The organism is Enterobacter sp. SLBN-59 (assembly GCF_024807915.1).
Taxonomy (GTDB): domain Bacteria; phylum Pseudomonadota; class Gammaproteobacteria; order Enterobacterales; family Enterobacteriaceae; genus Enterobacter; species Enterobacter asburiae_B.
This window is the reverse complement of the sequence record NZ_JANUFI010000001.1, coordinates 685,554-709,871: the sequence shown is the minus strand read 5'-3', so window position 1 is coordinate 709,871 and position 24,318 is coordinate 685,554. Positions and strand designations below refer to the sequence as shown.

Sequence of the window (24,318 nt, the reverse complement as noted above, 5' to 3'; positions counted from 1 at the left end):
TATTCACGGAATCAGGAACGCCGGAACTATGGATTTTTATTTTTCCCGTTTTGAACATCGTCGACCTCCGGAACCGTTGAAAACGCCGCGCTGGGTAATGATGACCTGGCAGGTGTTAGCGGTCGCGGCGCTTATTCTGGGCGCAAATTATATTTACTGGCGCTGGACCGCCTCCCTGAACACGGACGCGTTATGGTACGCCATACCGCTGGTCCTCGCCGAAACCCTGGCCTGGATCGGTACCGTGCTGTTTACCATCAACTTATGGAAAGAACAGGATCCTCCCCAGAGTCCGCCCCCGAGCGAGATTAACGACTGCCTGTCACCGGAGGAGGCAGTAGAGCCCCGTCCCGTTAAGGTGGATCTGTTCATTGCCACCTATTCCGAAGACACCGAGCTGGTGAGGCTGTCCATTCGCGACGCCCTGAATATGGATTACCCGTACCCGATTGACTACCGGATCCACGTCCTCGATGACGGCCGTCGCCCGGAGATGAAAGCCGTTTGCGATGAGGAAGGCGTCAATTACATCAGTCGCCAGACCAACATCGGATTTAAGGCCGGTAACCTGCGCAATGGTCTTGAGCAAACCGACGGCGATTTTCTTGTTATCTGCGACGCCGATACCCGTGTATTTCCCACCCTTCTCAGCCATACGCTGGGCTATTTCCGCAACCCTGACGTGGCCTGGGTGCAGACGCCGCAGTGGTTCTTCGATCTCCCGGAAGGAGAAAGTTTGTCGCGCTGGGGCCAGCGGAAAGCCGGAAAAATGGGCTATGGCCTGGGCTGGCTGATCCAAAAGTGTGTCGGCCCGGTCACGGTTGGCCGCGACCCGTTTTTTAACGATCCGCGCATGTTCTATGACGTCATCCTGCGGAGGCGCAACTGGGCCAACGCCGCATTCTGCTGCGGCGCGGCGTCCATCCACCGTCGCGAGGCGGTTATGCAGGCCGCGCTGAGAAGCTACGTCTGGTCCGTCGAAGAGGAGATCCATCGCCATACCCGCGACATACGCGATGACGAAACGCGGAGCGCGCTACAGGAGGCGATGCGCCCCCACGTGGCATTTGACACTGAGTTAACGCCCTACAAATTTCACGTCTCCGAAGATATTTACACCTCGGTGCTGCTGCACGGTGACGCCGCACGACGCTGGCGTTCGGTCATGCACCCGCGCGTTGAGTCGAAGATGCTCTCTCCGCAGGATATGCTGACCTGGATGATTCAACGCTTTAAATATGCCGCAGGTTCGCTGGATATTTTGTTCCATGACAATATCTTCAGCCGTCGTCGCTTCAGGCTTTCACTCCCCCAGACGCTGATGTACGCCACGACCTTCTGGTCCTATATGGCCTGCGTATGGAACACGGTGTTTTTGATTTCACCCATTATTTATCTGTTCACCGGTATTCCGCCGGTATCGGCCTGGTCGACGCCGTTCTATCTCCATTTTCTCCCCTTTTTTATTTTCTCCGAACTGGCCTTTATGTTCGGGACATGGGGGATTTCGGCCTGGGACGGCAGGGCCTCCTACCTCTCCTTCTTTTCCATGAATCTGCGCGCGCTCAATACGGTGCTGCGGGGCGAGCAGATCAAATTTCACGTCACGCCAAAAGAGCGGCAGACGGGCCGTTTTCTCTATCTGGTGAAGCCGCAGATTGCCATCGTAGTGCTGACCCTCGCAGGGCTTATCTGGGGAGGGATTCAGGTTGCACGCGGCCAGGTCGACGACCCTTCCGGCTACGTCATCAATATTTTCTGGGGAGGGGTGAACATCGCCGCCATGCTGCCGCTGATATTCGCAGCCATGTGGACGCCCGCCGAAGAGGATGAGGTCACCCAATGAGAATACGTGATGCCCTGCTTTCCGCGCGCAGTTATCTCACTATTCTGCTGGGGTTCCTGCTCGGCTTTGCCATTGTGGTATGGGTTGAGAAACAAATGCCTTCGCGCGTGGAGAGCAGCGGCGGCATCGCGCTCAGTAAAGATTTCCCTCCGCTGCCCGAAAAACGCGAGCTGACCTATGACGAGGCCATCTGGGCGCGGGTAGCCTGGCAATACTACGTGAATAATACCCAGCCAAACGGCCTGGCGAACGCCAGCGACGGTGAGCCCTGGCTGAGCCTCTGGAGCGTGGGAAGCTACCTGTTTGCGGCCGCTGCCGCAGAGCAGCTCAATATCATTTCCACCGATGAGTTTGACGAGAGGGTCAGCGCGGCCCTGTTTACGCTGGGGCAGCTGCCGCTTAATGAGAAAGGCCTCCCTGCCGCGTATTACCATGCGGACACCCTCAAAATTCTGGGAAAACCTGACGCATCCGCAATAGGCCTGAGCCGCCTGCTGACGGCGCTTCAGACTCTCCTTTGGCGCTATCCTCAGCACGCGGCGGCCATCCGCGATCTGTTTAGCGTCTGGAGCACCGGCACGCTGATCGAAAGCAGCACTCAAAGCCAGGCGGCCGTGCCGCTCCATCACTGGACTCTGACCAATGACGAACAGCGGGACAGCTTTGGCTATCGGCTCTATGCCAGCCATACGCTGCGCTTAATTGACAGTGCGGCGGGACTGGCGGTCACCAATCCGCCCGAAGGGCAAAAGATGATCGACCTGGATGGGATCATGGTTCCCGATGAAGGGCTGCGCACGCCCTGGGGCAAGCAGACCTCCCTGATCAGTCTGCCCTATCTGCTAACCGGACTCGAACTGGGTTTTGACGCGCAGAGCGCTGAAATTGCGTGGCGGATTATGCAGATCCAGCAGCGGCGCCACGGCCTGCGCTCACCAAAACCTCCTATCAGCACGGATTATGCCGAACCGGCACCGGATTACGTTACCGATCTGCCAAACAGGCAGCCGGTACAGGCGCGCGCCCTGCGTGACGAAGTGCCGGAGAAAGTCGCGATCGCCTCCACCCGCACCGCATTTGCCTGGTATGCCCTGTTCCGCAACAGCTGGAGCGAGGCGCTGCGCCAGCAGGTTCTGCCGCTTCTGGTGCCGGGTAAAGGCTGGCAGCGCGGTTTCAATCTTAATAACAGCGTTAACAGCGTCGTGGACGCCGACACCAACGCCATCGTACTGGAAAGTCTGTCGTATATCGCGCACGGCCAGATGCTCTGTCTGGCCTGCCTTCACACGGCCCCCCATTCATCCACTCCCGCAGGAGCAACGCCATGAAGCCACGATCCCCGATCCTTTTCTACCTGCTCACGGGAATAACGATCTGCTGGCTGGCGCTCTCGACCGCGCGCGCGGAAACCGGGTTGCCTGCATCTGGTTACTCCCCTCGCAGCGGCGAGCTGACGGCCCGAGAGATGACCATTGCGAAAAACGCCTGGCAGTATTTCGTCTCAAACTATCAGCCCACGACGGGGCTGGTGAATGCGGTTAATAAATATCCTTCCACCACCATGTGGGACAGCGCCTCCTATCTGGCCGCACTGACGGCGGCGCGCGAGCTGGGGATCATTGATAAAGCAGAATTCGATCGCCGGATGCTGAAATTTCTCGCCACGCTAAACACCCTGGTGCTGTTCCGCAACGAGCTGCCCAACAAAGCCTATAACACCATCAGCGGCCAGAAAGTGGACTATACCAACAAGCCCGGCGAAATTGGCTTCTCGGCTCTGGATATCGGGCGAATGCTGGTCTGGCTGAAAATCATCAAAGAACGTTACCCGGAATACGGCAACAGCGTTGATAACGTGGTGCTCGGCTGGGATTTCAGCCATGCGATCGACCCCTGCGGCACGCTGTACGGAGCCTATCTGGAGAACGGCCAGCCGAAGTATGTTCAGGAAGGCCGGCTGGGCTATGAAGAGTACGGCGCGGCGGGCTACCAGCTGTGGGGGTTCAATACCTGTAAAGCCAGCCGTCCGCAGCCGTACGAGCTGGCCGAAATCTACTGCGTGCTGGTTCCGTATGATTCACGCGACCCGCGCAACACGTCTCAGCATAACTATGTGGTGACGGAATCCTACCTGCTCTACGGTCTGGAGTTCGGCTTCGATAAACCGACCGATCGGGATAACGCTCCGCGCGACTACTCCCTGACGTGGATGAAAAACTTTGCCGATCGCGTTTATCAGGCTCAGGAGAACCGCTACACCATCACCGGCGTCCTCACCGCGCGCTCTGAGCACCAGCTCGATAAAGCGCCATACTTCGTCTATGACACCGTCTTCAGCGACGGGTACAACTGGAACACCATTACCGACAAAGGACAATTCGTCCCTAACGCTGCCGCAATTTCACTGAAGGCGGCGCTGGGAATGTGGGTCCTGTGGAACTCGCCTTATACCGATCGCCTGCTGAACACCATTGAGAATGCCAACGAAGAGGGAAAAGGCTACTACGAAGGGCTGTATGAAAACGGCGACGGGCCGATCAAGGAGTTCACCGCGAACAATAACGGCATCATGCTGGAGGCCCTGTTGTTCAAAAAAGAGGGGAAACTGCTGGCCTTCAACACCGATAACCCGAAGAGCAAGGATTTTGCGCCGTCGCTGTGGGATCAAAAGCTGCTCGATCAGTTTGAAGAGAACAACGCCCTGCGCAGCCGTCCGTTCCTTGCCAGCACGCCGGCCGTAAAAAGCTGGTGCGACCGGACCGGCGTCACGCAGCGCACCAAACCCGCCTGCCAGGCCTGTCAGTGCGCGTCATGCAGCGCGGACGAGCCGGTTAAACTGCCTCCGGTGACTGCGCAATGCTTAAAACCTTAGCCAGAGGGCTCGCGGGATTACTCCTCGCAGGTGTGGTCATCTTTGCTCTGTTTGGCCATCAGGGGGCTGGCTGGCGCTGGCTAATCAATGGCGGCTGGCACTCCAGCGCGCGTATCGCTGCCCTGACGCCGGAAGAACAGAAATGGGCGGCGATCGCCTGGCGCTATTTCGTCAACAATACCCAGCCGCAAACCGGACTGGTCAACGGAAGCGACAAACAGCCCCGCGTCACGCTCTGGCAAATGGGCGATACGCTTATCGCCCTGCTGGCGGCAAAAGAGCTGGGGCTGATTGATGAGGCCGAGTATGACGCCCGCCTGACGCGGCTGATGGGCACTCTCAACCGCCTGATGCTGACCGAGACCCGGACGCCAGGACGGCTCTATTCCAGCCAGACGGCAGCGACGATCGACTTTAGCGGCAAGCCCGCTAAAAATGGCTGGTCCGCGCGCGACATGGCTCGCCTGATGCTCGCCCTGCGCCTCACCGCTGAGCGGGAGCCGCAGTACAGCGAGTATCTGGATAAAATCATTCTGCGCTGGAACTTCTGCCCGGTCATCGATGCTGAAGGCGAACTGTGGTCCTCTTCCCTGCAAAACGGCCAGCCGGTGGTCCGTGAGGAGCTGCGCCTGGGCGAAAGCGAATATGCCGCGACGGCGTTTCATCTGTGGGGATTTTCCCCGGATAAAGCGTTTACGCCCCCGGCGCACCACGTCATCATCGCCCAGCGGCGGCTTGCTGTGGATGCCCGCGATCCGCGTACCACGTGGCAGCCCTCCCTGATAACTACCCTTCCCTATATGCTGCCGGGCCTGGAGTTTGGCTGGGAGCCAGAGGGCGTTGCGGCCGATCGGCAAAAGCGCCTGCGCAAGCAGGCCGAAAACGTCTGGCTCAGCCAGAAAACGCGCTGGGATACCGATAAGATCCTGACGGCAAGGGCAGATTTTGCGCTCCCACAGGCGCCCTGGCATATACAGGATACGGTCTGGGGAAATGGCTATGCCTGGAACTCTGTTGGCGACGATGGCCGGGATTACACCCGCTTCGCGCAGGTGTCGACAAAAGCGGTCTTTGCGCTGTGGGCCTTGTGGGACACCCCTTATACCGACGTGCTGATGTCGGTCACCGAGCACCTTAACGATCCGCAGAAAGGCTGGTACGAAGGCCGCCTTGAAGCCACGGGCGATACCAACGCCTCCCTGACCCTTTCTACCAATGCCACGGTTCTGGAAGCCCTTTTCTTTAAGCACAACGCCGGGCCGCTGTTTGACGCCCGCCGGTCTAAGAAAGAGAGCTACTTTACGCGCCGTGTGGCAGAGGAATATACGCCAGTCGGGCACTGTCTGCCGGGCGAAAACGCCGCAAGGAGGACGCCGTGAAGTTTTACCGCGATCTGTTTGAATCCAGTCTGAACCGCGTTTTTCCGAATAATGACAAAACAGCGTTTTTTCAGACGTTCTATGACGCCTTCGTCCATATGTCACCCGAGACGCAGCAACATTTTTCTCGCCTGCCGGATCGAGAGGGTCAGCAAACCCTGTTTAAAAGTTTCTTCGCCATGCTTGCGGTGGACGGCGCCCTGATCGTCCCTGATTTTCTCGAGCGTCTGGCGCGGGAGCAAAGCGACGACGGCCTGCACCTCCCCCCACGATTTTTCGCGCTCTGGCGAGAAGCGATGTTGAGCGCGGTCAGCGAGCGCGACCCGCAGTGCGACGATGAGATCCTGACGGCCTGGGCGATGGCGATAGCGCCCGGGCTGGAATACCTGCGCCGACAGGCCGAACTGCACTACCGCGCGTAGGGAGGATCACGATGAGCGCATTTACATACGATCTTAACGCGCTGCCAGCTGCCGTCATGATTTATGACCGCGATGAACGCCTGCAGGCCTGGAATTACAACGTGGCCCTTTTTTATCCGGTCATCACCCCGTGGCTGAAGGCGGGCACAACGCTTGAAGCGCTGGCGGAACGCTTTATCGACGCCGTTTATAACGTCGACCCCGGCCTTCGTCAGACGCTGCGCGAGTCGGTTATTCGCAACTGTCGGCAGGATAAACACTGTGAGGTTCGGCAGGCGGGCCAGCGGCGTATCTTCGTCCAGCATCAGCGCCTGGCGGACGGCGGTATTGTCAGCCTGCACAGCGATATTACAGAGCTGGATGAAGCGCAGCGCGCGCGTCACCAGCTGCACGACGATTTTCTGCTGACGGCGGAATCCATTCATATTGGGATCTGGGACTGGCAGGTTTCTGGCGACGCGTTACAGGTTAACGACACCCTGCTTGCCATGCTGGGCCAGTCGCGCACCCAGTGGCGATATCCGGTGCGTTTTCTGCTCAATCAGGTCCACGAGAACGATCGCGCTGCGCTGCGCAAGGCGCTGCACGCTTCGAAGCAGGATCATCGTCCGGTCTTTGAATGTGAAATTCGCGTGCATCACCCTACCGAAGGACTGCGCTGGATGCTGCTCTCCGGCCAGGTGGTCACGCTCTCTATTGAGGGAAACGCCGAGCGCGTGATTGGCACGCTGCAGGATATTACGCGGCGCAAGGAGGCTGAAATACAGGCGTTCACCTCGGCCATTGAGGCACAAAAAGCCAATGAGGCTAAAAGTGCATTTCTGGCAAACATGAGTCATGAAATCCGCACCCCGATGAACGGCATTATTGGCATGACCCAGCTGTGCCTTGACACAACTCTCAACGCCGATCAGCGCGATTACCTGACGCTGGTGATGAGTTCGGCCCAGTCTTTGCTGCATATCATCAACGATATTCTCGACTTTTCCCGTATTGAAGCTGGCAAAGTGGAGCTGGAGGCGGAACCTGTCCCTGTCCGCCCCTTTATCCAGTCGCTTATTCGCCCGCATATGCCGGGCGCGAGCGAAAAAGGCATTGAGCTTCTGGTTGATATTGCCCCAGACGTCCCCGACGTGCTGATGGTCGACGGCGCGCGGCTGCGCCAGATCCTGACCAATCTGCTGGGCAACGCGCTGAAATTTACGCACCAGGGGGAAGTCATCCTGGTTGTTGAGCCCGGCGATAGCGAGGACTACTGGCGTTTTCGGGTGCGCGACAGCGGTATTGGCATCCCGGCTGAAAAGCAGAAGGCCATTTTTGAAGCCTTCAGCCAGGCGGATAACTCAACCACCCGCCGCTACGGCGGCACGGGGCTCGGATTAACCATCTCGGCGCGGCTGGTTGCGGCCATGGGCGGCGAGTTAACGGTCACCAGCGAGCCGGGGAAAGGCAGCGAATTTTCGTTCGCCCTGCCGCTTGCAACGCAGTTTCTTGCCCCGGAGGAACGCCCGCGTAGCCAGCGCTTTAGCGGTGAACCCGTGCTGGTGGTGGATGATAACGAAACTAACCTCCGGCTGCTGGCCGCCATGCTGAGCCAGATGGGGCTGAAACCCACCTGCGTTAACAACGCCAGTGAGGCCATCAACCGGGTTAAAACCGGAACGGCATGGCCGCTGATCCTGCTGGACGCGCAGATGCCGGATATGGACGGCGTGTCGCTGGCCCTTGAGCTTTCGGTGCTGCCGCAGATTTCTGAAAGCCATATCATCATGCTGAGCTCCATGAGCCGACATTTTGATATCAATATGCTGAAGCGGATCGGCATCAAAAACTATCTGCATAAGCCTATCGCTCAGGACGAGCTGCATCAGGCGATTGCCTCGGCGTTTGAACGTGCGCCGAAGACCGTGGGGGAAACCGCCCCCGCCCCCGTCGCCGCCCCGGGCGCTACGGGGCTGCGGATCCTGCTGGCTGAAGATAATCTGGTCAATCAGAAGGTCGCCGCGCGCCTGCTGGAACGCCTCGGCCATGCCTGTCAGATCGTCGATAACGGCGTCACGCTGCTTGAGCGCTGGCGCGCGGGCGTCTGGGACGTTCTGCTTATCGATCTCCAGATGCCAGAGATGGACGGTGAAACCGCCATTCGCCTGCTTCGCGAGGAGGAACGCTCCCGGCCCGGACCGGCTCAGCCTGCCGTCGCCATGACCGCACACGCTATGCAGGGGGATAAAGAGCGCTGTCTTAACATGGGCTTCGACGGCTATATTGCCAAGCCCATCAGCCAGGAGCGTCTCGCTGAGGAGATTGCTCGCGTGCTCGAGCGTCATGATGATTCCCCCGTTTTTCCTGACGAAGCGCGCCTGCTGAAACAGTGCGCTGACGACCCTGTCCTGGTACAGGAGCTGCTGGCCCTGTTTGGCGAAGGGCTGGAGGAGGCCATGAGAGCGATCGCCCGGGCTATCGACAACGATGACCGCGAAGCGCTGCGCCGCGCGGCCCACAAGCTGCGCGGAGAAGCCGTCACGCTGGATTTCGGGCTGCTCGCCCGTCAGCTGCAGGCGCTGGAGAACGAGGCGCACACGCAGGACAGGCAACAGCTTGCGACGCTAAACCGGCGTCTTCAAATGGAATCGCAGCGCCTGATGGCGTGGCTCAACGCGCGAGGGGTAAACGAACCATGACCCGTAGCTGCGCGCTGCTCTTTGCGCTGTTTATTCCACCGCTGGCGGCGAACCCGACACCGGTCAGCTGGTCACTGGCTGGCACCTGGCGGGTTCAGGACGCCAACGACGGCACGCCTCCTCCCGCGTCAGGCTGGCGCGGGCTGAAAGTCCCTGCCAACTGGTACAGCGCGGGGTACGATCATCAGGGCGCGCTGTGGTATAAGCACGCATTTACGCTCCCCCTTCAACCGCCCGACGTGATGAGCACCCTGGTGTTTGACGGCGTCGATTATCTTGCCGATGTGACGCTAAACGGCCAGCCGCTGGGCAAGCACGAGGGCTATTTTCAGCGCTTTTCGCTGGACGCCAGCGCTGCGTTACAACGTCACAACCAGTTGGTGGTTCGGGTGGATAGCCCTTACGAAGATCCGCATAAGGTCTGGCCGCTGCATAAAACGGTCATGAAGGGGATTCTTAATCAGCATGACACGCGTCCCGGCGGCGCCTGGTCGCCGGAAGGACAGGACGCCAACTCTGGCGGCATCTGGGCGCCGGTCAGGCTGCATCTGAGCCGGGGCGCCACCCTGGATGAAATCATCCTTCGGCCTGACTGGTCCCAGGGGCTGAAAAGCCCTGAACTGAAGGCTGAGATTCGCTATCGCGCGCTCGGTCAGGGCCCGGCAACCGTGCGGCTCACCGCCACGCCCGCCAATTTCAGCGGCAAACGCTTCCAGGCAGACTTTCCGGTTACCCTGGAAAGCGGCGCCCATTCCGCGCGTGTTACGCTGCCCATGCCTGCGGCAAAACTGTGGTGGCCGGTCGGCACCGGGAAACCCCACCTGTATAAGGTTCGCGTCTCATTACGGGATGAAAAAGGGTTAATGGATACGGCAGTCACCCGTACCGGACTGCGCAAGATCGCTGAGCAGCCAGACAACAAAGGCTGGCTCATCAACGACAGGCGCCTTTTTGTTAAGGGCAGCAATTACATTGGCTCTCCCTGGCTCGGAACCATGACGCGAGAAAAATATCGTCGCGATCTTCGTCTGGCAGAAGCCATGAACGCCAACGCCATTCGCGTGCACGGACACGTTGCCGGGCGCGCGCTGTATGACGTTGCCGATGAAATGGGCATGATGATCTGGCAGGATGTTCCGCTGCAGTGGGGCTACGACAGCAGCGACGCCTTTACCAAAAATGCGGTTCGACAGACGCGGGAGATGATCGAACAGTTTGGCAACTCACCCGCCATCATCGTCTGGGGCGGCCATAACGAACCGCCCTGGAATTCGCCGTGGATGGAAAAACGCTTCCCGGACTGGAACAAAAACCTCAACCGCGAGCTCACTCAGCAGGTGGCGGACACGCTTGCCGAAGATAGCTCCCGCATCGTGCACCGCTTCTCCGCCGTTGAGGAGCACTACTGGGCGGGCTGGTACTTCGGTACCGTGCGCGACCTGCTGGCGCCAGCTAAAACGGGGATCATTACCGAGTTTGGCGCGCAGGCGCTGCCCCGCTTGTCCACGCTAAAAACCATCATCCCGGCTGCGTATCTCTGGCCCAAAACGACCGCCGCCGACGATCCCGGCTGGAGCGTCTGGAAATACCATAACTTCCAGCCCTTTCAGACGTTTAAATTTGCCGGTATACCGCGCGGAAACAACATTCAGGAAATGATCCGCAATACCCAGGCGTATCAGGCGCGGCTGGTGGCCACGGCGGCCGAGAGCTACCGCCGACAGCGCTACCAGCCGGTGACGGCCCTGTTTCACTTTATGTTTGTCGAGACCTGGCCCTCCATCAACTGGGGCGTGGTGGATTATCTCCGTAAGCCTAAAGCCGGTTTTTACGCGTTAAAACGCGCCTACCAGCCTGTTCTGCCTTCAATTGAACCGGTCACCCCGCAGTGGAAATCCGGCACGGCGGCGACCGTGCGTCTCTGGGCCATCAACGACACCTGGAAACCGTGCAGCGAGTGCCGTCTGTCATGGCGTATCACCCAGCGCGATAAGGTGCTGGCAAAGGGGACGATGACGATGACGATCCCCGCTGATTCGGGAACAATGGTCAAAACGCTAACGGTCACGCCCGTGGGTCAGGATGAGGTGTCGATCGGGTTTACGATTGAAAACAAGGCGGGAAAAAGGGTTGGTGAAAATCAGCGCACGGAGTCCGTCATAAAATGAGCGAGGGAAAAGGAAAATTGCCGCTTCCCCTGCTTTCTTGTACCCTTTCACCGGAAACCCTGCCCCCACAAACATTGAGACATCCGGACACCTATGACTGCACATATTTCCAAAGATCCTTTGCATGGCGTAACGCTGGAGATGATGGTCAATGCCCTGGTGGCAAAATACGGCTGGAGCGAACTGGGCGACCGAATCAAAATTAACTGTTTCAGAAAAGATCCCAGCGTTAAATCGAGCCTGAAGTTTCTGCGCCGCACCCCGTGGGCGCGCGCGGAAGTGGAAGCCCTGTATCTGGACTCCCTCAACGATGAGGTAAGCACAGAACAGGCGGCGCCCGCCTTTAATCCCTGGGCCAACAGTCGGATTATCAAGAGCTAATACGCAAATGACGCGACACGTAAAACGGATTGGTGCGCTGGCTGCCTGCGCGCTTTTACTTGTGAGCTGCTCCTCCAAACCGCCGAAATCACTGGTTACCCCTCTTCCCACCGCGAGCAAACCGACGCAGCAGGCAAACGAGCCGATGCGCGGGATCTGGCTGGCAACCGTCTCTCGTCTCGACTGGCCGCCGGTAGCCTCGGTGAACGGCCGCAGCGCGGACCAGCGCATCGCGATGCAAAAGCAGGCGCTGACAAGCAAGCTCGACAACCTTAAGCGCCTCGGCATTAACACTGTGTTTTTCCAGGTGAAGCCGGACAGCACGGCCCTCTGGTCATCAAAAATTTTGCCGTGGTCGGATATGCTGACGGGCAACATCGGCGAGTATCCGGGATACGATCCGCTGCAGTTTATGCTGGATGAAGCGCACAAGCGCGGCATGAAAGTGCATGCCTGGTTCAACCCGTACCGCGTGTCGACCAACACCAAACCGTCCACCATCGCCGCCCTGAACCGGACCGCCTATCAGACCCCGTCCAGCGTCTATGTCCAGCACCCTGAGTGGGTGCGCATCTCGGGCGATCGCTTTGTGCTCGACCCCGGCATTCCGGAAGTGCGCGACTGGATAACCAAAGTGGTGACCGAAGTGGTGGCGAACTACGCGGTAGACGGCGTGCAGTTCGATGATTACTTTTACGCCGAATCGCCGGGGTCCGCGCTCAATGATTCGCAGACCTGGCGGCAGTACGGCCAGGGATTTGCCTCAAAGGCTGACTGGCGTAGACACAACACGCAGCAGCTGATCGTCCAGGTTTCCCGTGCGATTAAACAGACCAGGCCCGACGTTGAGTTTGGCGTCAGCCCGGCGGGCGTGTGGCGTAACCGCTCCTTTGACCCGGCAGGCTCGGACACCCGTGGCGCTGCGGCCTACGATGAGTCCTACGCCGATACGCGGCAGTGGGTTCAGCAGGGCCTGCTCGACTACATCGCTCCGCAGATTTACTGGCCCTTCTCCCGGGATGCCGCGCGCTACGACGTGCTGACCAAATGGTGGGCCGACGTCGTGAAGCCAACCCACACTCGCCTGTATATCGGCATTGCGTTCTACAAGGTGGGCGAGCCGTCGAGAAACGAGCCGGACTGGACGGTTCAGGGCGGCGTGCCGGAGCTGAAAAAGCAGCTCGATCTCAACGATTCGCTGCCCAACGTGAACGGCACCATCCTGTTCCGGGAAGATTACCTGAACCAGCCGCAGACCCAGCAGGCGGTGAACTACCTGAAAGGACGCTGGGGAAGCTAAATGCCATCAGGCAGAAACGCCCCGTTTCTGCCTGTTTTTTTACGGCTTCGGCCCGAACATCGCCTCAAGCTGCTGCGCATCCGGCATACCGACCACCTGCTGCAGCTCATTTTCCGCATTCAGATAGTAAATGGCCGGCGTGGCGTTAGCGCCCAGGCTGTCCATCAGCGTCTGGTGCTTCTGCAGGATCGCTACCGTTTCGCGGGAAGCCTCGCCCTCTGGCTTCGGTAATTTTTTGCCACCTGAAAGCTCGTATTCGCGCCAGGCCGAAACCGGATCTTTCGCATTCAGAATCGCCGAGGCGTTACGTCCGCTGTTGGGGTTGAGAAACGCCACCAGCAGCGTGTTGAGCTGCACCTTGCCCGCCTTCACCCACGGCTGCGCTTCGGCCCAGAACTGCTTGCAGTACGGACAGAACGGATCGGCGAAGACAAAGACCTTACGCGGGGCGTTATCCGCCCCTTCCTTCAGGGGATGCGCCGCGTTGAGGTTCTTCCACATCTCGCGTCCCATCGGGGCGTAGATCTCTTTCTGGAAATAGCCCTCGCTGAGGTTTTTTCCTTTGTCATCGTACAGATAGCCTGAGATGACGTGCTTGCCGTCCGGCGTTAAAAAGAGCGTCACGCCCATGTCCTGATACTGCCCCAGCCAGGCCGGTGCGCCGCCGGGCGCATCCAGCTTCTTGATAATTTTAATGTTCTGCTGCTCGCTGAAGTGCTTCACCACGTCCGGTATGGCTTCAGCCGCCTGCGCCAGCCCTGACGCCGTCAGCGCTGAAAGTAACAGTAATTTTTTCATTTCCCTCTCCGGTTTGTCGGGGGAATTCCGCCCCCTTCAGGTTAGCGGTTTTTCAGTGCGTCACTGACCATTTCGTCGAACTGTTCAAACGGCACCCAGCCGGGCAGCAGTCCCTCGCCGATGAGCGTGGCGGGCGTGCCCTGGATCCCCATTTTTTCCGCGACAATCAGGCTGCGCTTGATCGTCATCAGGCTCTCCTCATCCGGCGTCGCGACGCTCACGCCCGCCCGCTTCTGCGCCTCCTGAATGCTGGCGTCATCGTGGTACCCCTTTTTTGCCATCAGGGTGTGGTTAAGCTTCATAAACTGCCCGGGCTCCTGACGCCAGAGCGTTAACGCATCGCGCGCGGCGGTCAGCGAACTTTCCGAGCGGAAAGGTAAAAACTTAAAGACTACCGCCACGTCCGGGTGTTTTTCGACGATCTTCTCCAGATACGGATCGAATTTTTTACAGTACGGACAGTTGTAGTCAGTAAACACCACCAGGGTGAGCTTTGGGTTTTTCGCGCCGATGCGCGGGGAGTTTGGATCGTTAAACAGAAAATCATACACCATCTTCTGCGCACGCTGCTCCTGGTCCAGCGTTAGCGGCTGGGCAGCGAACACCTGAACCGGCGCCAGCAGGAGCAGAAGCGTAATAAGGAGTTTTTTCATAATACGTTTAGCCTTTTGCGTTATTCAGGGTGGCGATCAGAGTGCGCTTGTCCAGCAGCGGCGAGAGGATTTCCCCCTCAGGCAGACCGGGGCCATACGCCGCGTTAAACGGAATGGCGTAACGGTTTCGCTTCGCCAGAAAATCGGCGATAAACGCGGACGGCTGGCTCCAGTCTCCGCGAAGGGCCACCACGTCCGGCTGACGCAGCGCGGCAATAACGTCCGGCTGATTCAGCACCCGATGCTCGTTAACTTTGCAGGTCACGCACCAGTCCGCCGAGATATCCACAAACACCCGTTTCCCCTGTGCCAGCGCCTGCTGGATGGCCTCCTCGCTGAGCGGCTGCCACGGGATAGTCTGCGCAGCATTTTGTGCCGGAGCGGCAGGCGGCGCGTTAAGCAGCCCGCGCGCCTGATACCCGCCAAACGCCGACAGCGCGATAACCACGAGCCAGAACAGCGGTGAGGATTTTTGCCCCTTCAGCGCGAACAGCGCCAGCGCGACGGCGGTCAGCACCAGCATCACAATCTGGCTGACCGCCTCGCCCAGATGCACGCTCAACAATGTTGCCAGCCAGAGGCTGGAGGCGAGCATCATCAGACCCAGAACGACTTTTAGCGTGTTCATCCAGCGGCCGGGTTTCGGCAGCAGCATGGCCGTTTTCGGCACCAGGGCGACAAACAGCCACGGCAGGCTCATGCCCACGCCGAGCATCAGGAAGATCAGCCACAGGGAGTGCAGCGGCGCGCCAAGGGCAAAGGCGACCGCGGTACCGAGGAACGGCGCGGAGCACGGCGTGGCAAGCAGCGTGGCGAACATCCCTTCGCAAAAGCTGCCGCCAATCCCCGATCCCCCTGCCGTCGCCAGCCGTCCCGTGGCGGCGGAAGGCAGCAGCATCTCAAACACGCCAAACAGGTTCAGCGCAAACAGGAAGGTGACGGCGACCATCAGGCCGATAAACCACGGGTTCTGGAACTGAATGCCCCACCCCAGCGACGCCCCGGCCAGCTTCAGCGCGGTCACCATCCCCGCCAGCAGCATAAAGGAGGTGAGGATCCCGGTGCTGGTAGCGAGGAAGCGCAGCCTGATCGCGCGCCTGTCCGAACCCGCCTGCAGGATGCTGTTAAGCTTCATGCCCATGACCGGCAGCACGCAGGGCATCAGGTTGAGGATCAGCCCGCCCAGCAGCGCAAAGAGCACCATTTTGCCCGTCCCTTCAGGCGCAGAAGGTGCAGCAGGCGTCGCGCCAACGGTCATGGTGGTTTGCTGCGCGTGACCGCCATTGGTCAGCACAAACGACAGCCTCTTGCCTTCCAGCGAGGCGGGCTTGTCTCCCCATTCGTCGGTCACGGGTACCGTCACCCGAAGGGTATTGCCGTCGTGTTTGATGACCGGCTCGCCGGGAAGAATGTCACCTTCCAGCGGGTCAAAGTAGATCCCCGGATTATCCCACTTCCCGTCCGTCGTACCGGTAATCACCAGCTTGTCGCCAGAGAGCCACGCGGAGAGATCCCTGGATACGCCTGACGTACCGGGCACGGCACGCATCGCCTGCTCGAACTCGCTGCTGAAGCCCTCATCTACCGGCTGGGTAAAATCGAGGTGCAAAGGGTAGTCCGTCAGCAGACAGACGTTACTGCACGTGGAAAGCGTGAGCGTCCCGTCGAGCGTGTCGCCCTTCACTCCGTTGAGCGTAATTGGGATCGTGACCTTATCGTGATAGCCCTGCGTCGTCATGCCGGAGATATCGAAGCGCGACGGGACCGGCCAGGACCAGCTATCCGTCACGCCTTCCGGCCAGCTGATTTTTGGCGCGACGCCGCCCTCGCCCGGCGATCGCCAGTAGGTTTTCCAGCCGGGCTTCAGCTCAACGGTGAGCAGGCCTTTAACGTGCGTTTGCTCCCTCTCCGCCTGAAAGCGGATGCGGGCGTGATCGTTTTGTGGGGAAACCAGCCAGCCTGTGTCCGCCGCATGGACAATGCCGATGCAGGACAGCCACAGGAAGACGAATCCCCTGAAGAGGTTAACCATGTTTTACTCCGTGAACAGTGAAAATTATCGTGAGAGGACGATGATTTTCATTCACGGAAAACGCAGTTTTTAAGGTGTATTCGGGGAGGCGGCGCCTGAACGGGCTGTTCCGCGGGAGCCAATACCCGCCCCTGCGTAAGCAGCTGCAGCAGCGCGAAGAAGATGATAATGGCCGGTAGCGCGCCGTCGAAGAACAGCGGCTGCGCACAAAGCAGCGAGTGTGCGCCCAGCTGACAGGGCGACGGGCCGGGCTGTTCAGTGTTGCTGCTTTGAGCCGGGGCATCTGCACTCAGTGAAATTTGCGGATCCAGTCCCTGTAAAAAATGGTTGGGCATCACCGCACGCTGCACGAGGCAAAGCGCCATCGCGAGACAGGTGACGATCAAAAGCCATTTTCCGAGGAGCTGACGGTTGCGCATAACGTTCCAGAGTAACAAGACGCCCCGATCATAAACGATAGTGATGAATCTACAAGTGCCGGAAGTGTAAGGTTTTGTCTATCGCCGCTATTCGCCCGTCAGCGCGTCGTAGACGTCCCGCAGCCGCATGCGCAGAAACAGCACCGCCTTGTGCTTGCGGGATAACAGAGCCTGTTCGCTGGCACCGGTCTCCTCTGCCAGCATTTTAATGCTATAGCCGTGGAGTTCGGTCTTTTCAAACACCTCCCTCTGCGGCGGCGGCAGTACAGACAGCGCCTGCCCCAGCTCTTCCCACAGCAGCGTTTTGAGGTACTCCTCTTCCGGCGTGTGCGGTACGCCGAACAGGGTTTCGGCCAGCTCGTCCTCCGGGAACCCCTCCTCGTCTTCGCCCGTAAAATAGCCGGAGAGCGGTACCTCGCGCTTTTTACGCGCCCGGTCGGTCATCTCGTTACGCGCCGCGCGGAACAGCCAGGCGGCAACGTTTTCGACCGGCTGCTCCACTTTCATCAGCTGATAGGTGACTTCCTGCAAAATGTCGTCGGCATCATCGCGAACGGACGTCCGTCCGCGAATGAAGGCTGTCAGCCGGGCGCGGCAGGCATTAAGCGCCAACATCAGCATGGATCCGCCCGCCTCCCCGGCTTTCATTTCGCTCACTCTGCTTCCGGCGCTTTTGGCGTGGCGTCATCGCGCTTATCGTCACGATGACCGTGCCAGCCGCAGTGGCCGCGACCGTGGCGACCGAACCCTTCGCGACGCTGCTTAATAAACGCCTCGCGCTGTTCGGGCGTCATGTTCATCCAGCGCTCGTGCATCCGGCGGTGCGCGCCAAACATCCCCGGGCGGAAACCCAGCCCGCCAAACAGAATGCGGCTCAGCACCAGAATGCCCAGCGCCTGCCAGAAGCCAATGGCCTTCACGCCGAGAATGGCCGGGAGCAAGGCGTTCCACAGGGTCATCACCACCAGGCCGAGCACGATAAAAATCACCGCGCCGATGACTAAGCCCTTGCCCATACGGTGGCGACCGAATCCGCGCCCGTGACCTCTGCCGTGCATATCAAAATCTCTCATGGTGTTTACCTCGTTTACAGTAACTGATTATGGCTTGTGATGAGGTAGACGGATGAAGGAGGGAAATATTGCTGGGGTGAATGAATAATTTTGCGGAGAGCGTATTTTCACACGCCCCGTGAAAGCAATTGCTGGCGCTTGTTCACCGTTTAAGGCCGGTTTAGAGCGATCTTATTCCTTATTTCCAGGATTTTATCTGCACACTCTGCCGCTGATAACAGGGCGGTGTCCAATATGAGATGTTCTCTCTCCCAGGGGGCATACTGACGGTTTTTTACCTGTTTCCAGTCAGGAGGTGTGAGCCCTGGGATATCAGAGACTCTGTGCTCCACGCGATAACGATGTTCTTTTTCGTCTGAGCAGACAATTTCAACTTCCAGGAAAGGGACATTCAACGAAAGAGCAATATTGCGAAAAGTATCTCGCACAAGGTTAATATCATTAACGGAATCGGTCACAACGGTGGAGCCGAGCTTAAGATTCTCACTTGCTAAACCATAGATGGCAAAATAGCCCTCCGGCCCCGTTTCCTGACCCGGTTCATAGACTGAACGAATGGCCTGCTCAACAGTATCAACCCGCAGATAGACCGCCCCCAGCCTTTGAGTAACTATTTTTGCAACGGTGCTTTTACCACTGCCGGGTAGCCCACTAAAAATAATTAACATAATTTTCCCTGGTGATAATTAATATTAGATATGTGCTGCCTATAGAGACGTCCTGAATTATACAGAAACGGTTACACCAGATACAAAAAAGGCTCCCGTAGGAGCCCCCCTCATACAATCAAGCCTGCACCGGCAAACTAAAACTCGAAATACTCCGTGAAAGCTGCTGCGCCTGCTCTTCCAGGGATGCCGCTGCCGCGGCGGACTGCTGCACCAGCGCGGCGTTCTGCTGGGTCACGCCATCCATCTCGGTCACTGCCTGGCCGACCTGGCTGATCCCGCGGCTCTGCTCTTCGGAAGCGACGGAGATCTGCTCCATCAGCGTATTCACTTTATTCACCGATGAAATAATCGAGTCAATCACCTCACCCGAGCGGCTGACCAGCTCCGCGCCGTTTTTCACGCTCGAGACCGACTGCGCAATCAGGCTCTCGATGTCCTTAGCCGCCACCGCGCTTTTCTGCGCCAGGGTGCGCACTTCGCTGGCCACGACCGCAAAGCCGCGACCCTGCGTTCCGGCGCGCGCCGCTTCAACCGCCGCGTTCAGCGCCAGGATGTTGGTCTGGAAGGCAATGCTGTTAATGACGCTGGTAATATCTTCGATACGCTTCGAGTTCGCCGCGATGGTGTTCATCGTGTCGATCACTTCACGGGTCACCGCTTCACCTGTGTGGGCATTTTTCACCGCGTCCTGCACCAGTTTCCCTGCCTGGTAAACGTTGTCGGTATTGTTCGCCACCGTCGCGCTCAGCTCCTCCATGCTGGCCGCCGTCTGGGTCAACGCGGAAGCCTGCTGTTCGGTACGTGACGCCAGGTCGATATTTCCGGAGGCAATCTCCTGCGCCGCGTGCGTTACGGTATGGCTCGCATCGCGCACCTGGGCGATGGTCGCCAGCAGCGCCTGACGCATCTGCTCCATTGAGCTCATAAGATGATCTATTTCGTTATGTGCGCTCCCCTTCACCGGCACCGGAACGTCCAGCTTGCCTGCCGCAATCTGGCTGCAGTGCTCGCGCGCCAGGTTGACCGGCGCAAAAACAAAGCGCTTCATCAGCAGGCTGACGGCGACAATCACCACCACAAACAGGCTGGCGATAGCGGCAATGATCGCAAGGCCAGAGACGAAGTTACTGCTCGCATTCTCGTTCAGGCTTTTGGCATATTTCTGGTGGACGGAAAGGACCTGGTCGAGAACGATCTCGTACTGGCGGTCGAGGCGGGAGACCTCCGGGATCAGGGCGTTAAATTTGGCGACATCGTGCGCCTCGGCGGCATCGATCAGCGGCGCCAGCCCCTGGTTGCGGTAGTTTTGCCAGGCATCCTGATAGGCAGTCACCAGCGGCGCTTCATCCGTCAGACGCGGCGAAGCCATAAAGGCCGCAAAGGCGTGGTCCGCTTTGGTCAGCGCCTCCTTCACGGCGGTTAGCTTTGCAGCTCCGTCTGCCGAGTTGCCCGCTTCCACCATCTTCACATACTCCATCACCCGCACGCGCAGCGTACGGCTATGGTTGATGGGGTCAATAATGGACAGCACAACCTGGATCTCTTTGTTGACGTTATCCAGGGAATTATTACTTTTAATGATGAGGCCAACGCTGGTCACAGTGCTGACAACAAAGAAGAAAAGCAGCGAGAACAGGACGATCAGGGACGACTTTTTCAACGACATAAACCAATACCTCAAGGAGAATTATTCCTTATGGTTATCGGCCATTCCAAAACTTAAATTAATTAAAGTTATTGAAGTATCGAACCGGGCTATTTCGCTGGCTTATAGCGTCGCTGCAGGGTGGCATTGAGCTTGCGCTGCAACGGCTGCGGCGTCTCCCCTTCGATCAATTTGCTAATCAAATCAAAGCAATGCCACGCCAGCTGGCGGTTATCCTGACGAATGGTATCCACCGGGATCGTCAGCGAATCGTAGAGATAATGATCGTCAAAACTGGCTAACCTGATATCACTTTGCAACAGGTTGTGCTGGCCCATATAGCGCAGCACCCCTTCCAGCAGCCCGCAGGCGGCGGCGAACAGCGCTTTCGGCGGACGCCCCAGACGGGCGCAGAGTTCAGCAAACATCTCGTAACCGGAGCTCGGGTGATAGTTGCCGTGAATGATCCACTCGGGGCGCAGCTCCACGCCCGCCTCTCGCAGACCTTGCTTAAACCCTTCCAGGCGGTCGCGCGTCGGAGAAAGGCGCGGCTGGCCGCCGAGGAAGTAGAATTCATCAGGGTGCTGGCGCGCAATGTCGGCCACCAGTTCCGCCGTTGGAGTAATCGAATCGGTGATGACCAGCGGCAGCGCGCTGTCGTTGATGTGGCGGTCAAACAGGACAACGGGCAGCTGCTCGCTCAGCTTGTGGTAGTCCGCATCGTTAAGCATGCTGGAGGCCACAATCAGCCCGTCAACCTGACGCGCCACCATGTTGTTCACCACCACCGTCTCCTGGCCCGGGTTTTCATCGCTACAGGAGATCAGCAGCTGAACCCCCGCCTCGCGGCACAGCGTCTCCAGCTCGTGAGAAAACACGGCAAAACCGTAGTTGGTGATCTCCGGAACCACCAGACCAACGGTGTGGCTGCGGTTATCGCGCAGCGACCGGGCGTGAATGCTGGGCTGATAGTGGTGCTCTTTTGCAATCGCCAGCACGCGCTCGCGCGTCTCCTCCGCCACGCGAAGCTCTTTGCTGCGCCCGTTCAGGACCAGGCTGGCGGTGGCTTTTGACACACCCGCCAGCTCCGCGATGTCTTTAATGGTGACGCGTTTTGTTTTTCTCACAACGACTTAGATCCGGCTGCCAAAACCCTCATTCTATCATGCAGGCGCGCAGCGACCAGTAGCGTAATGTGATATCGGACGCACCTTCGAATCGCACCCGGGCCGGATGGTCAGGAAAATAGCGGCTGCTCATCACCCCTTCACCGTGATTGATGAAGATTTCAACGCTGGAGCGGTCGCAGAGAACGCGTAAATGAGTGACGTCGCCCTGCCAGTAGCGGGTCAGCGTTTCACCGGTTTTCAGGCTCGCGCGTTCAAGACGTATGCCCCGCTCATCGACCGTAAGACGCAGCGCGCCGCCAAAATCGACATTCACCTGCGCAGCGCTCAGCTCAAACTCCAGGCGCGTCGCGTCCAGGTCCGGCGCCTCGCTGGCGCGCCCCTGCCAGCGCTGCTCATCTTCACGCAGCGCCGCCAGCTCGCGCGCCGGGGTCTGCCAGAGCCTGCCGTCGCGATAGCGTAATTCGCGCGGGCAGGTCATCTGGTGCATCCAGCCGTGCGCCCGGGTTGGCTGAAGCATCTCTTCCCCGTCCGGTACGCCCATCCAGCCGATCAGAATGCGTCGGCCGTCTTCCGCCAGCGTCGTTTGCGGAGCGTAAAACTCAAAGCCCGCGTCCAGCTCGCGCAGGTCGCCGTGATCGAACGCGGCGTTTGCATAGTCAAACGCCCCGCTCATCCAGGTCGCCGGATAGGTATTGAGATAGCGATGCGGCTCGCGCGCCAGCCCCTGCGGACAGCTGATTAAGATGTGCGTTCCGTCGAGGGCAAACAGGTCCGGACACTCCCACATATACCCCGCGTCCGTCAGGCCGTTGACGCCGTGACCGGCGATTTCCCCGCATGACGTCCAGGCGTGCAAATCGGCTGACTTAAACAGCAGCACCTTGCCGCGCTTTTGCAGATCCTGCGCGCCGAGCACCATGTACCACATCCCGTCGTGCTGCCACACCTTCGGGTCGCGCACGTGGCCGGTATAGCCTTCCGGCAGCGCCAGCACCGGCCCCAGCTTCGTAAAGGTCCCGTCCGGCTGTTCCACTGCGAGGCACTGCCAGGCGGTGCGGCTGCCGTCATCGAACTTGACGTTGCCGGTATAGCACAGTGTTAAAACGCCATCGTTATCCACGGCGCTACCGGAGTAGCAGCCGTTGCGGTCATACTCTTCATCCGGCATCAGCGCCAGCGGCTCGTGCTGCCAGTGCACCAGGTCCGCCGAGCTCCAGTGCCCCCAGCATTTAAACCGATGCTCGCAGTCCAGCGGGTTCCACTGATAGAACAGGTGGTACCGTCCAGCAAACCAGATAAACCCGTTGGGATCGTTCATCAGCCCCGTCACCGGCGCGGGGTGCCACTGCGGGTAGTGGCTATCCGCCAGCGCCTGCGGCTGACCTTTCATAACGGCCTGCAGGATCGCAGGCCAGCGGGAAGGTAACGTCATTATTCAGAGTCCGTTTTATATTTCAGCAGCAGTGAGACGGTAAACGCCACGCCGAAGGCAATCACCATACCGATAATATAGTTGAGCAGCGAGCTGGCCTGCACGATGGCCATGCCCGGAATAGCGGTCAACCCAACGGCGGTCATGTACACATGGACTGAAACCACCCAGGCCCCGCCCACAGCGCCGCCAATCAGCGCGGCGATAAACGGCTTAACAAAGCGCAGGTTGATACCAAAAATGGCCGCTTCAGTGATGCCCAGCATCGCAGAGAACGCCGACGGTAAGGTAATGGCTTTGATTTTGGCATCTTTGGTTTTGAACCAAACCGCCAGACAGGCGCCGCCCTGCGCCACGTTCGCCATGGCCCAAATCGGCAGCAGGAAGTTAACGCCAATCGAAGGGTTGCCCAGCAGCCCGGCTTCGATCGCGTGGAAGCTGTGGTGAATACCGGTGATCACAATCACCGAGTAAAGCCCGCCGAACAGCAGCCCGGCCAGCCAGCCCGCGTGTTCAATTAACGTGCTCAGGATAAAGGAGATGCCGTCGCCCAGCGCGCGCCCCGCCGGGCCGATAATCAGCAAGGCGATAAAGCCGGAGATAACGACGGTGAGGAACGGCGTCAGGATCAGATCTAACGCGTCCGGGATCGCGCGGCGCAGGTTTTTCTCCACGATGCTCATAAACCAGACGGCCAGCAGCACCGGGAACACCGTGCCCTGATAGCCAATCATCGCAATCTCAAGGCCGAAGAAGTTCATGGTGTGGAAGCCGGACGCCACGCCCCAGGCGTTGGTCAGCGCCGGGTGGGTCAGAATGCCGCCCAGCGTCGCGCCGAGATACGGGTTACCGCCAAATTCCCGCGCGGCGGTAAAGCCGATCAGAATAGGCAGAATGATAAACGCCGCGGAGCTGCACATGTCCAGCATGATGTAGATGGCGTTATCCGCATTGACCCAGCCGTAGGTTTTCACCATGCCGAGCAGGCCCATCAGCAGGCCGGATGCCACAATCGCGGGAATGATCGGGACAAAGATGTTGGAGAGCAGACGGGCAATGCGCTGGAACGGGTTCAGCTTGCGCGCCGCCAGATCCGCGGCATCAGATTTACTGGATTCGCTAATCCCCGCCGCCTGAATAAACGCGGCGTAGACCTTGTTGACCACGCCCGTGCCAAAAATCACCTGCATCTGTCCGGCGTTACGAAAACAGCCTTTTACGCCGTCGACCTTGCCGATCGCCTGCTGATCCGCAAGCGCGTCATCAACCAGCACCAGACGAAGACGCGTTGCGCAGTGCGCCGCGCTGGCGATATTTTCCTTGCCACCGAGCAGCGGAATAAGCTCGCGGGCGATTTGATTAAAATCCATAGATACCTCTGCCTGACTTCTTTTTATGATGTGCGAAACGCTCCCG

Annotated in this window: 20 protein-coding genes; 9 read left to right on the top strand and 11 right to left on the bottom strand. The window is 58.9% G+C overall.

Going from position 1 to position 24,318, the window contains the following annotated elements; all coding sequences use genetic code 11:
* Nucleotides 1-28: 28 nt before the first annotated feature.
* The 9 genes from M2422_RS03285 (at nucleotide 29) to M2422_RS03245 (ending at nucleotide 13,049) form a co-directional block, all read left to right on the top strand.
* Complete coding sequence (locus M2422_RS03285) at nucleotides 29-1,846, top strand: glycosyltransferase (RefSeq protein WP_064672564.1); 1,818 nt, start codon at nucleotides 29-31, stop codon at nucleotides 1,844-1,846.
* Nucleotides 1,843-3,174: a DUF3131 domain-containing protein gene (locus tag M2422_RS03280; protein WP_064672565.1), complete on the top strand. Its 1,332-nt coding sequence runs from the start codon at nucleotides 1,843-1,845 to the stop codon at nucleotides 3,172-3,174. The genes M2422_RS03285 and M2422_RS03280 overlap by 4 nt, the downstream gene beginning before the upstream one ends.
* Nucleotides 3,171-4,718 carry a DUF3131 domain-containing protein gene (locus M2422_RS03275; RefSeq protein ID WP_033145598.1) on the top strand — a complete coding sequence of 516 codons (1,548 nt, stop codon included), beginning with the start codon at nucleotides 3,171-3,173 and terminating at the stop codon, nucleotides 4,716-4,718. The genes M2422_RS03280 and M2422_RS03275 overlap by 4 nt, the downstream gene beginning before the upstream one ends.
* Entirely contained in the window at nucleotides 4,703-6,097 is a 1,395-nt protein-coding gene (locus M2422_RS03270) for a DUF3131 domain-containing protein (RefSeq protein WP_064672566.1), read from the top strand. The genes M2422_RS03275 and M2422_RS03270 overlap by 16 nt, the downstream gene beginning before the upstream one ends.
* Nucleotides 6,094-6,519, top strand: a complete 426-nt coding sequence (locus M2422_RS03265) for a globin (RefSeq protein ID WP_033145600.1) — start codon at nucleotides 6,094-6,096, stop codon at nucleotides 6,517-6,519. The genes M2422_RS03270 and M2422_RS03265 overlap by 4 nt, the downstream gene beginning before the upstream one ends.
* An 11-nt stretch (nucleotides 6,520-6,530) precedes the next feature.
* Complete coding sequence (locus M2422_RS03260) at nucleotides 6,531-9,200, top strand: response regulator (protein WP_064672567.1); 2,670 nt, start codon at nucleotides 6,531-6,533, stop codon at nucleotides 9,198-9,200.
* On the top strand, nucleotides 9,197-11,368 hold the full coding sequence (locus M2422_RS03255) for a glycosyl hydrolase 2 galactose-binding domain-containing protein (protein WP_064672568.1): 2,172 nt from the start codon (nucleotides 9,197-9,199) through the stop codon (nucleotides 11,366-11,368). The genes M2422_RS03260 and M2422_RS03255 overlap by 4 nt, the downstream gene beginning before the upstream one ends.
* A gap of 93 nt (nucleotides 11,369-11,461) precedes the next feature.
* Entirely contained in the window at nucleotides 11,462-11,749 is a 288-nt protein-coding gene (locus M2422_RS03250; protein WP_033145603.1) for a VF530 family DNA-binding protein, read from the top strand.
* 7 nt (nucleotides 11,750-11,756) lie between these two features.
* Nucleotides 11,757-13,049 (top strand): glycoside hydrolase family 10 protein, encoded by a 1,293-nt coding sequence (locus M2422_RS03245; protein ID WP_033145604.1) that lies wholly within the window; start codon nucleotides 11,757-11,759, stop codon nucleotides 13,047-13,049.
* 39 nt (nucleotides 13,050-13,088) lie between these two features.
* Here the strand turns inward: M2422_RS03245 and dsbG are convergent, their stop codons facing one another.
* From dsbG to M2422_RS03190, 11 genes are all read right to left on the bottom strand, one after another.
* Nucleotides 13,089-13,847 carry a thiol:disulfide interchange protein DsbG gene (gene dsbG / locus M2422_RS03240; protein ID WP_047060912.1) on the bottom strand — a complete coding sequence of 253 codons (759 nt, stop codon included), beginning with the start codon at nucleotides 13,845-13,847 and terminating at the stop codon, nucleotides 13,089-13,091.
* A gap of 41 nt (nucleotides 13,848-13,888) precedes the next feature.
* Complete coding sequence (locus M2422_RS03235) at nucleotides 13,889-14,500, bottom strand: DsbA family protein (RefSeq protein WP_064672569.1); 612 nt, start codon at nucleotides 14,498-14,500, stop codon at nucleotides 13,889-13,891.
* 7 nt (nucleotides 14,501-14,507) lie between these two features.
* Nucleotides 14,508-16,532 carry a protein-disulfide reductase DsbD gene (locus tag M2422_RS03230; protein ID WP_064672570.1) on the bottom strand — a complete coding sequence of 675 codons (2,025 nt, stop codon included), beginning with the start codon at nucleotides 16,530-16,532 and terminating at the stop codon, nucleotides 14,508-14,510.
* A gap of 47 nt (nucleotides 16,533-16,579) precedes the next feature.
* Nucleotides 16,580-16,951, bottom strand: a complete 372-nt coding sequence (locus M2422_RS03225; RefSeq protein WP_064672571.1) for a hypothetical protein — start codon at nucleotides 16,949-16,951, stop codon at nucleotides 16,580-16,582.
* A gap of 87 nt (nucleotides 16,952-17,038) precedes the next feature.
* Nucleotides 17,039-17,599 (bottom strand): RNA polymerase sigma factor, encoded by a 561-nt coding sequence (locus M2422_RS03220; RefSeq protein ID WP_064672943.1) that lies wholly within the window; start codon nucleotides 17,597-17,599, stop codon nucleotides 17,039-17,041.
* Between the two features lie 5 nt (nucleotides 17,600-17,604).
* Nucleotides 17,605-18,024, bottom strand: a complete 420-nt coding sequence (locus M2422_RS03215; RefSeq protein WP_064672572.1) for a hypothetical protein — start codon at nucleotides 18,022-18,024, stop codon at nucleotides 17,605-17,607.
* 149 nt (nucleotides 18,025-18,173) lie between these two features.
* Entirely contained in the window at nucleotides 18,174-18,692 is a 519-nt protein-coding gene (locus M2422_RS03210) for an AAA family ATPase (RefSeq protein WP_064672573.1), read from the bottom strand.
* A gap of 118 nt (nucleotides 18,693-18,810) precedes the next feature.
* A complete protein-coding gene (locus tag M2422_RS03205; RefSeq protein WP_064672574.1) occupies nucleotides 18,811-20,361 on the bottom strand; it encodes a methyl-accepting chemotaxis protein in 1,551 nt (516 codons plus the stop codon).
* A gap of 89 nt (nucleotides 20,362-20,450) precedes the next feature.
* Nucleotides 20,451-21,467, bottom strand: coding sequence for a LacI family DNA-binding transcriptional regulator (locus M2422_RS03200; RefSeq protein ID WP_029741322.1), 1,017 nt, complete (start codon nucleotides 21,465-21,467; stop codon nucleotides 20,451-20,453).
* Nucleotides 21,468-21,495: 28 nt separating this feature from the next.
* The gene (locus M2422_RS03195) at nucleotides 21,496-22,902 is read right to left on the bottom strand and encodes a sucrose-6-phosphate hydrolase (RefSeq protein WP_064672575.1); all 1,407 of its coding nucleotides are present in this window, start codon (nucleotides 22,900-22,902) and stop codon (nucleotides 21,496-21,498) included.
* Complete coding sequence (locus M2422_RS03190) at nucleotides 22,902-24,272, bottom strand: sucrose-specific PTS transporter subunit IIBC (protein WP_064672576.1); 1,371 nt, start codon at nucleotides 24,270-24,272, stop codon at nucleotides 22,902-22,904. Before M2422_RS03190 ends, M2422_RS03195 begins: the two co-directional genes overlap by 1 nt.
* Nucleotides 24,273-24,318: the final 46 nt, after the last annotated feature.

Coding starts and splice junctions, on each gene's coding strand:
- M2422_RS03285 (WP_064672564.1), top strand. CDS start 29: ATGGATTTTTATTTTTCCCGTTTTGAACATCGTCGACCTCCGGAACCG.
- M2422_RS03280 (WP_064672565.1), top strand. CDS start 1,843: ATGAGAATACGTGATGCCCTGCTTTCCGCGCGCAGTTATCTCACTATT.
- M2422_RS03275 (WP_033145598.1), top strand. CDS start 3,171: ATGAAGCCACGATCCCCGATCCTTTTCTACCTGCTCACGGGAATAACG.
- M2422_RS03270 (WP_064672566.1), top strand. CDS start 4,703: ATGCTTAAAACCTTAGCCAGAGGGCTCGCGGGATTACTCCTCGCAGGT.
- M2422_RS03260 (WP_064672567.1), top strand. CDS start 6,531: ATGAGCGCATTTACATACGATCTTAACGCGCTGCCAGCTGCCGTCATG.
- M2422_RS03255 (WP_064672568.1), top strand. CDS start 9,197: ATGACCCGTAGCTGCGCGCTGCTCTTTGCGCTGTTTATTCCACCGCTG.
- M2422_RS03250 (WP_033145603.1), top strand. CDS start 11,462: ATGACTGCACATATTTCCAAAGATCCTTTGCATGGCGTAACGCTGGAG.
- M2422_RS03245 (WP_033145604.1), top strand. CDS start 11,757: ATGACGCGACACGTAAAACGGATTGGTGCGCTGGCTGCCTGCGCGCTT.
- dsbG (WP_047060912.1), bottom strand. CDS start 13,847: ATGAAAAAATTACTGTTACTTTCAGCGCTGACGGCGTCAGGGCTGGCG.
- M2422_RS03235 (WP_064672569.1), bottom strand. CDS start 14,500: ATGAAAAAACTCCTTATTACGCTTCTGCTCCTGCTGGCGCCGGTTCAG.
- M2422_RS03230 (WP_064672570.1), bottom strand. CDS start 16,532: ATGGTTAACCTCTTCAGGGGATTCGTCTTCCTGTGGCTGTCCTGCATC.
- M2422_RS03225 (WP_064672571.1), bottom strand. CDS start 16,951: ATGCGCAACCGTCAGCTCCTCGGAAAATGGCTTTTGATCGTCACCTGT.
- M2422_RS03220 (WP_064672943.1), bottom strand. CDS start 17,599: ATGAAAGCCGGGGAGGCGGGCGGATCCATGCTGATGTTGGCGCTTAAT.
- M2422_RS03215 (WP_064672572.1), bottom strand. CDS start 18,024: ATGAGAGATTTTGATATGCACGGCAGAGGTCACGGGCGCGGATTCGGT.
- M2422_RS03210 (WP_064672573.1), bottom strand. CDS start 18,692: ATGTTAATTATTTTTAGTGGGCTACCCGGCAGTGGTAAAAGCACCGTT.
- M2422_RS03205 (WP_064672574.1), bottom strand. CDS start 20,361: ATGTCGTTGAAAAAGTCGTCCCTGATCGTCCTGTTCTCGCTGCTTTTC.
- M2422_RS03195 (WP_064672575.1), bottom strand. CDS start 22,902: ATGACGTTACCTTCCCGCTGGCCTGCGATCCTGCAGGCCGTTATGAAA.
- M2422_RS03190 (WP_064672576.1), bottom strand. CDS start 24,272: ATGGATTTTAATCAAATCGCCCGCGAGCTTATTCCGCTGCTCGGTGGC.